17 protein-coding genes are annotated in these 13636 nt (G+C 35.1%); 16 read left to right on the top strand and 1 reads right to left on the bottom strand.

Annotation, left to right across the window (positions count from 1 at the left end):
- The first annotated feature begins 139 nt into the window (after positions 1–139).
- The 12 genes from MKY78_RS19525 to MKY78_RS19470 all read left to right on the top strand — a co-directional run bounded on the left by MKY78_RS19525 (position 140) and on the right by MKY78_RS19470 (position 10265).
- Positions 140–466, top strand: a complete 327-nt coding sequence (locus MKY78_RS19525) for a hypothetical protein (protein WP_339215051.1) — start codon at positions 140–142, stop codon at positions 464–466.
- Between the two features lie 218 nt (positions 467–684).
- A complete protein-coding gene (locus MKY78_RS19520; protein ID WP_339215049.1) occupies positions 685–1227 on the top strand; it encodes a hypothetical protein in 543 nt (180 codons plus the stop codon).
- Between the two features lie 43 nt (positions 1228–1270).
- A complete protein-coding gene (locus MKY78_RS19515; RefSeq protein WP_339215047.1) occupies positions 1271–1831 on the top strand; it encodes an AAA family ATPase in 561 nt (186 codons plus the stop codon).
- A gap of 274 nt (positions 1832–2105) precedes the next feature.
- Positions 2106–3029, top strand: coding sequence for a helix-turn-helix transcriptional regulator (locus MKY78_RS19510; protein WP_339215046.1), 924 nt, complete (start codon positions 2106–2108; stop codon positions 3027–3029).
- Positions 3030–3290: 261 nt separating this feature from the next.
- Positions 3291–3992, top strand: coding sequence for a dihydrofolate reductase family protein (locus tag MKY78_RS19505; RefSeq protein WP_339215044.1), 702 nt, complete (start codon positions 3291–3293; stop codon positions 3990–3992).
- A gap of 78 nt (positions 3993–4070) precedes the next feature.
- Positions 4071–4538 carry an NUDIX domain-containing protein gene (locus MKY78_RS19500; protein ID WP_339215042.1) on the top strand — a complete coding sequence of 156 codons (468 nt, stop codon included), beginning with the start codon at positions 4071–4073 and terminating at the stop codon, positions 4536–4538.
- A gap of 66 nt (positions 4539–4604) precedes the next feature.
- On the top strand, positions 4605–5039 hold the full coding sequence (locus MKY78_RS19495; protein ID WP_339217978.1) for a GNAT family N-acetyltransferase: 435 nt from the start codon (positions 4605–4607) through the stop codon (positions 5037–5039).
- Positions 5040–5116: 77 nt separating this feature from the next.
- On the top strand, positions 5117–6331 hold the full coding sequence (locus MKY78_RS19490) for a serine hydrolase (RefSeq protein ID WP_339215040.1): 1215 nt from the start codon (positions 5117–5119) through the stop codon (positions 6329–6331).
- 179 nt (positions 6332–6510) lie between these two features.
- A complete protein-coding gene (locus MKY78_RS19485; RefSeq protein WP_186871433.1) occupies positions 6511–6915 on the top strand; it encodes a VOC family protein in 405 nt (134 codons plus the stop codon).
- Positions 6916–7395: 480 nt separating this feature from the next.
- The gene (locus MKY78_RS19480) at positions 7396–8292 is read left to right on the top strand and encodes a CAP domain-containing protein (RefSeq protein ID WP_339215038.1); all 897 of its coding nucleotides are present in this window, start codon (positions 7396–7398) and stop codon (positions 8290–8292) included.
- 306 nt (positions 8293–8598) lie between these two features.
- A complete protein-coding gene (locus tag MKY78_RS19475) occupies positions 8599–9558 on the top strand; it encodes a YafY family protein (protein WP_339215036.1) in 960 nt (319 codons plus the stop codon).
- 74 nt (positions 9559–9632) lie between these two features.
- Positions 9633–10265: a type 1 glutamine amidotransferase family protein gene (locus tag MKY78_RS19470; protein ID WP_339215035.1), complete on the top strand. Its 633-nt coding sequence runs from the start codon at positions 9633–9635 to the stop codon at positions 10263–10265.
- Positions 10266–10328: 63 nt separating this feature from the next.
- Here MKY78_RS19470 and MKY78_RS19465 read toward each other — a convergent pair whose 3' ends face one another.
- On the bottom strand, positions 10329–10562 hold the full coding sequence (locus MKY78_RS19465; protein ID WP_339215033.1) for a hypothetical protein: 234 nt from the start codon (positions 10560–10562) through the stop codon (positions 10329–10331).
- Between MKY78_RS19465 and MKY78_RS19460 the strand changes: the two genes are divergently transcribed.
- From MKY78_RS19460 to MKY78_RS19445, 4 genes are all read left to right on the top strand, one after another.
- The gene (locus MKY78_RS19460) at positions 10554–10748 is read left to right on the top strand and encodes a hypothetical protein (protein ID WP_339213309.1); all 195 of its coding nucleotides are present in this window, start codon (positions 10554–10556) and stop codon (positions 10746–10748) included. The two genes, MKY78_RS19465 and MKY78_RS19460, sit on opposite strands and share 9 nt — an antisense overlap.
- Positions 10745–11098: an IS66 family insertion sequence element accessory protein TnpB gene (gene tnpB / locus MKY78_RS19455; RefSeq protein WP_251517995.1), complete on the top strand. Its 354-nt coding sequence runs from the start codon at positions 10745–10747 to the stop codon at positions 11096–11098. Before MKY78_RS19460 ends, tnpB begins: the two co-directional genes overlap by 4 nt.
- 67 nt (positions 11099–11165) lie before the next feature.
- A complete protein-coding gene (locus MKY78_RS19450) occupies positions 11166–12719 on the top strand; it encodes an IS66 family transposase (RefSeq protein ID WP_339213305.1) in 1554 nt (517 codons plus the stop codon).
- 285 nt (positions 12720–13004) lie between these two features.
- The gene (locus tag MKY78_RS19445; protein WP_339215031.1) at positions 13005–13544 is read left to right on the top strand and encodes a class I SAM-dependent methyltransferase; all 540 of its coding nucleotides are present in this window, start codon (positions 13005–13007) and stop codon (positions 13542–13544) included.
- Positions 13545–13636: the final 92 nt, after the last annotated feature.

Genomic DNA, 13636 nt, shown 5'->3' with positions numbered 1-13636 from the left:
ATGATTTTAGACTTCATTACTGGTGATAGTTTTCTTTTATGCTCCTTAATAGAATAGAGTTAGATTTGTTGTGATTTTTCCATCTGCCCTGCTATAATTAAAACTTATTTTTCAATTTTAATTAATGGGAGACATCTATATGAAAGAACGATTTGGGTTTAAGGAATTATTCTCCTTACTGTCTATACCACTTGTCCTTCTAATAGGCTGGATGACATGGAGTAGTGGTGTAGATTGGTACCAGCGCGCGCTACTTGATACCCTGTTAAGAATAGGGCTTTTTATAGTATTAGTCATCTTATTCCGGGATCTCTTAGCTCGAAAATGGAGGGAATTTAGACAGTTAAAGTTTCGTAAATGGCTGATTGTGATACTGGGGGGAATCCTACTACAGGTAATTGTTTGGGTAGTAAGGAGTGCTATGCCTCCAAACCAATGTTCCTATGGTTATGTTAGGAATCGTTAGACTCTTCCTTTAGTACTAAACGGTCTACTACGTTTCAGTACGGAGTTTTCATATCGAGTGGCATAAGAAAATAGGCGTTATGTACGTAACTATACAAGTAAAAGAAATAGTAAGGTCATCTTATTGATGATCTTTATTTTTAAATATATATTTTTGAAAATTAAGTTTAATTCGAACTATTCTAGTGGAGACAGATGTTAAATAGGAGGGGAATTACGTTGAACAAAAGAAACTATCCATTTGTTATTTCCATTTCCGGAGTGTCTGGTGGAGGAAAAACAACCATTACGAAACGATTAAATAAAAAGTTAACCAATTCAAAAGTACTATTCTTTGATGATTATGATGTGGAGGGACCTATTGATATTATTGAATGGGTTAACAAAGGAGCTGCCTATGATGAATGGAATTTGGATGAGTTCTTTGTAGATTTAAAAGAGTTGATAGATTCCCCATTAGAATACATAATATTAGACTATCCGTTTGCCTATAAACACGCTAAGATAAAAAGTTTAATAGATTTGGCTGTTTATATTGATACGCCTTTGGATATTGCCATGGCGCGTAGAATAATTCGAGATTATAATAATCGTTCAAAAGAAAGTATTTTGAATGAAATGGAGCACTACATATCAAGAGGCAGAAGAGGCTATTTCGAAATGATCCAGTCTATTAAACCCAGTTCAGATTTCATTGTGGATGGAACACTACCACCTTCTATTATAGTAGATAAGATTTATCATACCATTATAAACGAATAGATTAGCTGACTTTATCAATTTTATAGGAAAGAGGTAGTAAAAGATGAAATTGGTACTTATTTTTGGACCTCAAGCAGTTGGTAAAATGACTGTTGGACAGGAGTTAGCCAAAATAACAAAGTTGAAGCTGTTTCATAATCACATGACAATCGATTTAGTTAGTCAATTTTTCGATTACGGTACAAAAGAAGGAAAGAGGCTCGTTAATCTGTTTCGACAGGAGATCTTTGAAGAGGTATCCAAAAGTAATTTATACGGTGTAATTTTTACATATGTTTGGGCTTTTGATTTAAAAGCCGATTGGGAATACGTTAATAAAGTGTCTCGGCTGTTTGAATCAAGAGGTGGCACAGTTTATTATGTAGAGCTTGAAGCTGATTTAGAAGAAAGACTTGGACGAAATAAAAGTTTGAATCGACTTTCACATAAACCTTCCAAGAGGAATATTAAGTGGTCAGAAAAGGATTTAATCCAATCCATGGAAAAATATAGATTGAATTCATTCGAAGATGAAATTAAATTTAAGAACTATATAAAAATAGATAATACCAACATAAGTGCGGAAGTTGTAGCAGAAATGATCAAACAAAGATTTAATTTATAATGTAAAACGTCAACTATTCTTCCTGATAATTAAATCTCCAATCTGATAGTAACTGAACGGTAAAAACAGCTTAATTCTGCTATGTTTTTTCCGTGATTTAGATGTATTGTTTTGCACTATGTTAACCTACAAGCCGTAAGACCGAATTCTAACTTGTTAAATTCTACTGGTAGTAGAATTTTCTACTCAACTAACTGTAGATAGGCATCTTGTGATCTATATGCTACGCTTTCAGTAACAGTGCGCGCTGAAACAATTTTAGGAGGAAATTAAGATGTTAGATACAAGTAAGGTTGGAAGCTATATTTCGAAGCTGAGGAAGGAACGAGATTGGACACAAATGGAGATGGCGGATAAATTGAATGTTAGTCATCAGGCCGTGTCGAAATGGGAACGAGGTGATTCATTACCTGATATAGGAACATTAATGACTATTGGGCAAACTTTTGGGGTATCTATCGATGAGTTAATGAATGGGGGAGCAGATGAAGATAGTTCGGTATATATTAAGAACTTTGGGCACGTCATGAAAGGTTTTTCTGAAAGCCGACATGAGGACGTTTCTTCTATGATTAATACAGGAGAAGCGGATATGGAAGGATTAGTCAATGCTGCCCCTCTCTTAAAATCGAGTGAATTGACTGAAGTTACATCAAAACTGGATAAACGGTTATTAAATACGGATTTGCTTGTACGTTTAGCACCATTTGTCGAAACAGAATTGTTAGATAAATTGGTTGTAGACAGAACGATAGAAGATGAATTTGACATGCGATTTGTTCAGAAAATGGCTCCATTTCTCAGTAAAGATGTGTTAAGGAGATTAATTGACCAAGCAAATAAAGATGGAATGGATTTAAAGGCTGTTTCAAGATTGGCACCGTTTATTGGAAGGGAAGCCGTGGATAAGTTAATGGAGCAGGCAATTAGTGATGAGGTTGAGATGAAAACGATCGTTAACCTTGCTCCTTTCTGCAGCCGCGAAAAGTTAATTAGTATAGTTGACCGGACGATGGAAGGGCAGTTAGATTCACACCTTCTCACTTCTTTAGCACCTTTTCTTGGAAGGGAGTATTTAAATCGCCTTGTGGAAGACAGAAAAATTGCTAATGTTAATCCAGAAACGATTACTCGTCTAGCGCCATTTGTTGACAAAAGAACGTTGAGCAGATGGATTCAGGAGTTGTTAGAAAAATAATAGTTAAATCAGCCTAGTGTTGAAGATAGGAAAGCTGTTTTTCGCCTATTATCCGGAGATGGTTTTAAATATTGTGCATTGATTAAACAGAGAAACAAGTACCCGTTATAAAAATCAATAGTCAAAAGTAAGAGATACTAATTCTAAACATTGGTATCTCTTTTTATAACTATTGAATTTATTCTGTTCTATTAGTCTATCACCGATATTTACAGCAACTAAAATGGATTTTATTTTTAGAATATTATGTTACTATTGTGTATGAGTCAAAGAATAGAGGTGAGAGAAATGAATAGACCGAAAGTAATACTCAATGTTTTCTCTTCAATAGATGGAAAACTCTCAACTGCCCCAAACCATAATGTATCAGAATGGACAAAAGAAGGAATTGATGGAGATGCACATGACATCAGCCATCGGTTATATGATGACTTAGAATGTGATGCATTATTATCTGGAAGTGAAACATTGATGGTGTATGGGAATCACTGGATTGATTTAGAAAAATCAGTTTATCAACCTAAAAAATCAAAAGCTTACATCGTTTTTGACGGGAGAGGGCGAATTAATTGGTATCAAACAGATGGTCTCATCGTTATAACGAGAGAAGATGCTCCTCCTGCTTATTTTGAACAGCTAGAAGCGAAAGAAATACCCTATATTATTGCAGGCAAGGGTGACCATATTGACCTAACTATAGCACTTCAAAAATTATATGAAAAGGGATTTAGAACACTTGGCTTAAGTGGTGGAGGAGCAATCAACGGAGCTTTTTTAAGGCAGGGTTTAATAGATGAAATTAGTATTGTGTATCCTCCATTAGTAGTGGCCGGAAGAAGAACACCATCACTATTTGATTGCGATGAATTACAATCTGTACATGAAATAACTAAATTAGATCTGATTCAGGTAAAGCCTGTTGGTGCAGGTTCTGTGTCGGTGCACTACAAAGTTAAGCGGTAATGTTAGTCAACAAAGCTATAGGGATCCGCTTTTAAAAATATTAGTTTAATTTTGATAGGAATATGGAGTGAGTTACAGTTGAAAATAAGAAGCTCTGTTCAAGCGATTATCATCCATGAAGGAAAACTATTAACTTTAAAAAAATATGATTATAACAAGTTTATGAACATACTCCCTGGTGGTGGTCAGGAACCAGGCGAGACTCTAAAAGAAGCAGTAATTAGGGAATGTAGAGAAGAGATAGGGGTAAAGGTCGAAGTAAACGAGCTTCTATTTGTAAGTGAGTATATCGGAAAAAACCATGAACACGCTCAATGGGATAGTGAAACGCACGTAGTGGTTCATCTTTTTTCCTGCACAGTTCCTTCTGATCTAGATAAAATAGGTGAAAATATCGAACCTGACCCTGATCAAATAGGGATTGAGTGGATACCGATGAAAGAATTATCTAATTCTGATTTTTACCCGAAAGCAATGATACCAATTCTATTAAAATATGAGAGAGAAGGTGACATTATTGCCACTTATGTTGGGGATATGGGGTAAGGAGACCGTGAAGGACAACTCACTTTTTACTTTCGATAAACACTACTAAAGATGAAGAAGGGAATAATAATGACTATAGCCATTAAAGAATTAAATTCACAAAACGAAATTTTAGAAGCATTCACGGTTATAAAACAGCTACGAACTCATCTTGATGAAGAATCATATCTCGAATTAGTCTTGGAAGCAAGAGAAAAGGATAGCTATAAAATGTTCGCTTTATTTGATAGAGGGGAATTAGTTGCAGTAATTGGTTTCAAACCTATGATTACACTGTACTATGGTAGATTTGTTTGGGTTTGTGATTTAGTAACCGATGCGAAAAGGCGTTCAAAGGGGTATGGAGAGAAGCTACTTACTTTTGTTCATAATTGGGCCAAAGAAAATAATTATGAAAGTGTTGCTTTGTCTTCAGGTTTACAAAGAACAAATGCACACCAGTTTTATGAGGAGAAAATGAATTACGACAAGGTTAGCTATGTCTTCAGAACATGTTTGTAATAAACATTCGTTATATAGGTCACCAAAGTTAATTATAGATAATATAGAGTTAGAAAATAATAATCGATGGGGGACTTATGAAAAAAATTAGTATCTTCCCAATAGGATTAATTCTAGTTTTATTAGCGTATCTGTTCATATTACCGGATTATAAATCATTCATCTATGTTAGTAGGAATGTCCTCTGGGGTGAATCGGATTTTTACGATCATCAAAAGTTTGCATACAGAGAAATTGAGAAAGGGGATAATAATAGTTTCGCCTTCGACTATGATTTGAAAGAAGAATTGATTGATGATGTGTTAAAGGATATTAGCTATAACTATAATCAAGAAAAATATACGATTGGAGAAGCTGAACAGTTCTTTACCGAAACGGATACAACTTCATTTATTATTATGAAGGATGATCATATAATATATGAAAAATATTTCAACGATTATAACAGAGAGTCTATAAATACGTCTTTTTCTGTTGCAAAATCTTTTGTGTCATTTCTGATTGGTAAAGCAATAGAGGACGGATTTATTAAGAGTGTTGAAGAACCTATCACTAATTATATACCCGAATTGACAAATAAAGGATTTGAAGCTATTAGTATACAAAACCTACTCATGATGTCCTCTGGAATACACTATGAGGAAGGTCGTTTATTATTTGGAGATGACGCTAAAACATATTATTCTCCTAATCTAAGGCGTTTAGCTCTAGAAGAAACTGAATTAGTTGATATACCAGGAGAAAAGTTCCTATACAACAATTATCATCCGCTACTATTAGGAATAATTTTAGAAAGGTCAACTAAACAAACTGTTTCTGAATATTTACAAAAAACGTTATGGCAACAAGTAGGAATGGAGTTTTCAGCATCTTGGAGTATAGACAGTAAAAAGCATGGATTCGAAAAAATGGAAAGTGGTATAAATGCTAGACCTATAGATTTTGCTAAATTTGGCAAATTGTATTTAGATGAAGGTAACTGGAACGAAGAACAGGTTATTTCGAGTCAATGGGTAATTGATTCTACAAAACCAATTGAGGGCTTGAAGGATTCTTATTATGGCTCTACACAATGGGACTTTTTTAACCGTAACCACGGTTATTATGCATATATGTGGTTAGGCTACAATCGTGGAGAAGAAGAATATGATTTTTTTGCACATGGTAAATATGGTCAAGTTATTTACGTTAGCCCTAAATATAATGTTGTTATCGTTCGTAATGGGATAACAACCGGAAAGGTAGACTGGTGGCCAGAGATTTTGTTTGAATTATCAAGTAAGCTAGATTAGCTAATCAACCCAGATTGCAAGTATCATAACTATTATGGCATACATACAAACGAGAACACTCTAATTAACCTTATAGCATTTAATCTCCACAGAATATAAGAGAGCAAACCAGAAGAATTTGAATTAGGCATTAAGTGTTATCTTTAAGATGCAATTACATAGTTTTAGGAGTGATTATTTTGATTTTTGAAATGACTGTTCAGATTCGAGTACCAGATATGGAAGAAGGGCAAAAATGGTACGAAGAACTGTTTCAACGTAAACCTGATTTTGTCCCCCATGAAGGATTTGCAGAATGGGAGGTTGTTCCAGGTAGTTGGTTGCAACTTGCTAAGGGTACACCAGCAAAAGGGAGTGGTCCACTTCGTTTAGGAGTTTTAAACATGGAGAAAGAGAAAAACAGAGTTATTCATGATTTGAATGTAGAAAACTTTGAGATTTATTCACGAAAAGATGTACCAGCAAGATGGGGAACCTTTTCTGATCCGTGGGGAAATATCATTGGATTCTTTGAATATAAAAATAAAAAAGAAGAGAAAGAACGTATGGAAACTATTCTACGAGTATCAGAAAATAAGCTTTAAATAGTGATAATACTTCGACTGCACCCCATTTGGAGGTGTTTTTCTTTTGAACTGAATTTAGATTGCTTGACTACTTACTAACATTTCCCTGCTAGGATTGAAGACTAGAAGGAAACTAGGAGATATTAGCTGCAAGTGTATTTTTCCTTATCTAGTAATTCTGCCTCTATGTCCGTAAATAAGTCGGAATTTATATTACAAAATAGCGATAATTGTTACAAAAAGCGCATTCGCGAAAAGTTGTCAATACTATATTCCTAGAATTAATTTCCTGTTTTCCTATTTTATAGCAATAAAATAAAGACTACTATTCTTCTGTTCTAGTTAATAACTCTAGTGTTTTTATATAATGATGGAGTTACGAGTAGATTCCGACCATGTTAATGGGAAATTAATCCATCAATATTACAAAAAATGTGTGTTATGATGTGTTCGTAAGTTGATAAACAAACTTTTAGCGAAAAGGAGAGGGAATTTTCAATGTTTAAGAAAATTGGAATGGTTACAGCTTTATCAGCAGCTCTTATCTTTGGAGCAGGTTTTGATACAGCAAATGCCGAATCAAATCATTCGTTTAACTATAAATTCTACTATTCAATCAATGGAGAAAATGGTAGTTTGACTGGACAAGAAGCACAAGCAAAAATTCATAATCTAATCAATAAACTGATGGAAAATTATCATATTGATTGGAAAGAAGCAAATAAGAATGTAACTCATAAGGAACAACCGGTACAAAAAGAAGAACCAGCTCAACCAGAAAAGTCTGAGCAACAAGAGCAGCCAGTACAAAAAGAAGAATCTACTCAACCGGAAAAAACTGAGCAGCAAGAGCAACCAGCACAAAAGGAAGAACCAGCTCAACCAGAGAAGACTGAGCAGCAAGAACAACCAGTGAAAGAGCCGGCTAAGGAACAAACTGAACAGGCTCCAGCTAAAAATGAAGCAACAGAACAAAAAGCAGAAGAAACTGAGAAAAACCAATCTCAAGCATCTGAACTAAGTCAATTCGAGCAAGAAGTAGTCGAGCTTACAAATCAAGAAAGAGAGAAAAATGGCTTAGCTCCGTTGAAAGTTGATACAGAATTAAGTAAAGTAGCGAGAGAAAAATCACGCGATATGGCAGCAAGCAATTACTTTAGTCATAATAGCCCAAATTATGGCTCACCATTTGACATGATGAAAAGCTTTGGAATAACTTACCGTACTGCAGGTGAAAACATCGCCAAAGGCCAACGCTCTCCACAAGAAGTAGTTAATGCTTGGATGAACAGTGAAGGCCACCGCGCAAATATACTAAATTCGAACTTTACACACATTGGTGTAGGGTATGTGGAACAAGGGAACATTTGGACACAACAATTTATCGGTAAATAATGTTTAACTCATGAAGAGATTAGCAAATTGCTAGTCTCTTTTTTGAGGTTTTACTATTTTAATGGATAAAAAATGTTCCAGATACCTGGGATTGGTAAGGAATAATTTTCCTAATAAAGTATAAACGTTATTAGGCTACCATCTCTGTTTAGGGCGTGAAGAATGGTCCTGCAATAGACGATTACTAATTTATAATACGAGGATGCTTGTTACGAAAAGGGGGACTACGCTATACTTGTTTTAATAATTACCTCATTTAAATTATCGTTTAGACTTATATTAATAACCATATAGAGGTGGAAATAAATGCCTAAAATTGACAATGTACTAGCAATTTTATGGATGCTAAGTTCCGGTGGGAAAATTACTGCTAAACAAATCTCCGAAAAGTTAGAGATGAATATAAGAACTGTGTATCGTTATATTGATACACTTTCAACCAGTGGTGTACCCATAGTTTCGGAACCAGGACATAACGGCGGATATACTTTATTGAATAATTTTATTCAAGCTCCTCTTATTTTCAATTTAGAAGAGCAAACCTCACTACTTCATGCTGCTGTGTTTGCAGAAGAAGCAGGATATTACGGAGATGAATCGTTAAACAGGGCTATTTCAAAGCTAAGCAAATATTCTAATCAAGAACAGCAAAAAAAGTTAAACCAACATTCATCCATACTTGAGGTAATAAATGGAGTGAGTTCCTCTACAGTACCTTACTTGAAGGAATTGGAAAAGGCTATAACAGATGGATTCTCCGTAAAGATCCTATATCAAAAAAGTGGTGAAGATCTACCAAATGATAGATTGGTTGATCCGTACAGAATTATATATTGGAACAATAAGTGGTATGTAATTGGATTTTGTCACCTTAGGAATGATATTCGTAGTTTTAAGATAGAAAGAGTTGGAAATTTAGTGATAACTGAACATGAATTTAATCAGCCAAATCAATTTTTAGCACGGGACTATTTTATGAAAAATCTACTTCCAACTTTGAATGAAGGGAAAGAGCTTATTTCTGTAGTTATCAAAGGAAATACAAATTCTCTAGATTACATTTGTCAAAATTGGTTTTTAGGACATTATTTGCAAGAACGTATTTCAAATCAAGCAGTATTTGCTCTCGAAAAAGATACGATACATACATATTTACCTAATATACTCATACCGTATGGAAAGTCTATTCAAGTGATTGAGCCAATAAGTCTTAAGGATAGGCTTATCGAAGTTCTATCCGATTTAATAAAATTTCATCAAGTATAACAACTTCCCTGACGTTAGCTGTCAGGGAAGTTGTATTATAATGGGCAATATCAATAGGATTGGAGTGTTAACGGATGCAAATAAAAACTGCTTATCTTTATGTATTTAATACGATGTCAGATTGGGAATATGGATATTTAATTGCTGAACTAAACTCAGGAAGATATTTTAAAAAAGAGTTAGCACCTTTAGAAGTAGTCACAATTGGAATGAATAAAGAAGTAATTAGTACAATGGGAGGACTAAGTATAAAACCAGATATTACCCTAGATGAATGTAATCTTCAGGGTGAGGAGCTTTTAATCTTACCTGGAGGTACCACTTGGAGTGAAGAAATCCATCAACCTATTTTGAGAAAAATTGAGGATGCAATCGAACTAGGCACAATTATTGCAGCTATTTGTGGTGCAACAGAAGGACTCGCGAATATGGGTTACTTAGATTCCAGAAAGCATACTAGTAATGACTTAGAGTATTTGAAAATGGTATGTCCTAATTATAATGGAGATAATTTTTATGAGATGAGTCCTGTGGTAACTGATACAAATCTGATTACTGCTTCTGGCGTAGCTCCATTGGAATTTGCTAATGAAGTACTGAAAAAATTAAATGTATTTGCACCAGATACATTAGATTCATGGTATAAACTTAATAAGACTCATAAGCCTGAACATTTCTACCAGCTAATGAATTCAATAAACAAATGAACTGAAAGATTATTGTAGTATGAGTATTACATTTACTTTAACTAACGATGCTTTAGGTTAATCCTATAATGAAATCCTGAAGAATATGTTAACTAGATGGATCAACGTGTCAAAGTAGCAATATAGGTGAAATATATGAAGATGATGAAGGATTGAGGCAATCGTTTTTAACAAGGCGGCTATTATTGGCCGCCTTATTTTATTCGTAAACCCGTAATCAAACAACGCATACAAAAATGAAGCACCTCTTGCTAAGATAGAAATATCAATTGAAGGAGGTGCTTTTCTATGCCACATGAAGAACTAATCATCGTGCCCGTAACACTCCATCCTGAAAAAGAAGAACCTATGTTAGCGACCCCGCCAGTTTCCTCGGCAACTCCTGTTTTTATGATGAAATCAGGCGGCTTTGAACTTTCCTTCTTTAACGGTGTGGATGAGCATATCATTCAAACCGTCATAAGGGAGTTGAGAAATGAATGAGGCAAGATTATACAGACGTCAAGAACATTTATATTGTTTGTGGAAAGACGGATATGAGAAAGGGAATTGACGGACTAGCTACACTAGTTCAAGATAACTTCGAGCTAGATCCCTATGGCGATTCCATCTTCTTATTTTCCGGTTGGAGCAAAGACCGTTATAAATGTTTATATTTTGATGGGGATGGATTCGCCATGCTTTATAAACGTTTAGATAATGGTAAACTTCAGTGGCCTAAAAACGAAAATGAAGTTCGCAATTTATCGCAACAAGAACTTCGTTGGCTCTTGGAAGGGTTAGCTATTCAACAACCAAAAGCAATACAAAAATCTCCAAAAGGTGTTTTTTAACTATTCATTTTTCGTTCGATAGCGTATACTATAGCTATCTTAACAGAACGAAAGGTGGTGAAATTGCATGGTTCAATCTTCTCCTGATCAGAACGATAAATTAATTAAACTTTTAGAGGAACAATTAAAACAATCGAATCGACAGATCGAAGCTTTGACCGAGCAAGTTCGCCACTTAACGAAGCTACTATATGGTTCGAAAACGGAGCAATCGAAATACAATCTACCCGATGGGCAAACGTCGTTATTCGATGATGAGGATGATGACGATTCTTTTAACTATTCTGAGCACACAGAAGAACAAAGCGAACAGAAGATTGCATATACTGTTGAACGTAAAGCAAAAAATAGAAAACGCAATGATTTTCTGGCAGATGACCTCGAAACAGAAGTCATTCATCATCACCCAGAAGATACGACATGCGATTGTTGCCAGCAAGCAATGACAGAAATGGGCAGCACCGTTGTCCGAGAAGAAGCGATGTTTATTCCAGCAACGATGAAGAAAATACAGCATGTAGAACATGCTTATGAATGCAAGAATTGTAAGGGACATTCCTTTCAGAACGCACAAATAAAAAGAGGCCAAGCACCACAGGCTCCTATTCAACGTAGTCTGACAAGTCCTAGCATTCTAGCGAAAGTAATCTATGATAAATTTATCCAGTATCTTCCGCTTTACCGTCAGGTAAAAGAATGGGAGCGTTGTGGCCTACATACGAACGATAAGAATTTGTCTAACTGGGTTATACGAACAGCTCAGGATTGGTTACTTCCCGTGTACCAACGGATGAAGGAAATGATGATGAACAAATCTATTTTACACGTGGATGAAACCTACGGAAAAATTATTCATCGTTCCGACGGGAAACCAGGAAATTCCAATGCCTATAATTGGGTGTACCGTAGCGCTCCTAGCCAAGGCCCCGTTATCATTCTCTTTCAAAGTGCGTTGTCACGTGCGAGATCCGTTCTCCAAGGATTTGTAGAGAACTTTACAGGGACCATTATCTGTGACGGCTATTCTGCATACGATAAACTCCCAGGCGTAACCTTCGCAAATTGTTGGGCACACGTTCGCCGATATTGGTTGAAAGTGAACAGTAAAAACGGGCAGATTGGAGTGAAATTTTGCGACGAGCTTTATCGCCTAGAAAGGGATTTTAAAAAATTATCCCCGAGTAAGCGAAGAAAAAGACGTCAAAAGCTTTCGAAACCAATCGTAGAAGAATTCCTGAAATGGATTGAGGAATCCCCTTTTTACGGCAATAACGCACTTGGAAAAGCAGCCGAATATACACTGAAATTGACAGATGGGCTTCGTGCCTTTCTCTATGATGGTCGCATTGAAATGGATAATAATCCAGCAGAAAATGCGATACGCCCTAGTGTGATCGGTCGAAAAAATTGGATGTTTTCCGTCAGCGAAGCTGGTGCCGAGGCCAATGCGATTTGTTTGAGTATGGCAGAAACAGCGAAAGCTAACGGTGTGGATTTCTATCAATATTTGGTGAAATTACTAACAGAACTACCAAATCTGGATATCCATCGAACGCCAGAAACTTTAAATAAGTACATGCCTTGGGCGAAGGCGATTCAAGCAACATGTGCAAAAAAATAAAATAACCGTAAATCTGTTTAAAACATCTCAGATTCACGGTTATTTGGCGTTTCTGTTTTTAATTTTAGTTGCTTCTATTATAAAATTTCTTAGTTCGGGCTTACTTTTATTCTAACAATTTTAATTTTTCCTGTAATTATATGTTAAAATTAAGGGGATGAGTAGAAGGCAGATTGTTTAATAAGCTAATAACGAAGGGGATGAGTTAATGAAAAGAACAATAGAAAATATTGCAGAATCATATAATACAAAGGCACTGGAAAGAGATTCATCTACTATGCAGGCATGGAAGGTCAAAGAGAGAGAAGTTTTTTAGATTACATACAAAGTGAAAATGTAAATAGTCTATTGGAAGTCGGAGCAGGACCAGGGAAAGATAGTCTGTTTTTTAAAGAAAAAGAGTTAAACACTTTTAGTACGGATATATCGCCTGAAATGATTAAACTATGTAAAGAAAAAGGTCTAAATGCTCAAGTAATGAGTTTTTCAAATCTTGTTTTTTCTGATAATCATTTTGATTCCATCTGGGCAATGAATTGTTTACTTCATGTTTCTAAAGAAGATATACAAGGTGTTCTTAATGAAATTAAACGAGTTTTAACACCAAATGGATTATTTTATTTAGGAGTTTATGGTGGTGAAAATTCAGAGGGAATCTGGCAGGATGATCCTTATATTCCTAAAAGATTCTTCTCCTTTTATGAAGATCACACACTAAAAGAATTATTGTCCAAGTTCTTTACAATAGAATACTTTAACGTGGTACCAAAAGAAATAGTTGGAGGTACCTTACACTTCCAATCTGTTATTTTAAGAAATAAGTAGAAATAAGCTATCATGAAATTAATAGGTTCTATAGTAGAAAAATAGCGCATCAGATGAACTGATTTTTATTGGATTATTATGTTAAAACATTA

The sequence above is a fragment of the Ornithinibacillus sp. FSL M8-0202 genome (genome assembly GCF_037975285.1).
Classification (GTDB): domain Bacteria; phylum Bacillota; class Bacilli; order Bacillales; family Amphibacillaceae; genus Ornithinibacillus; species Ornithinibacillus massiliensis.
The sequence above is the reverse complement of the archived record's forward strand: the minus strand, read 5'-3'. Positions and strand labels throughout refer to the sequence as shown.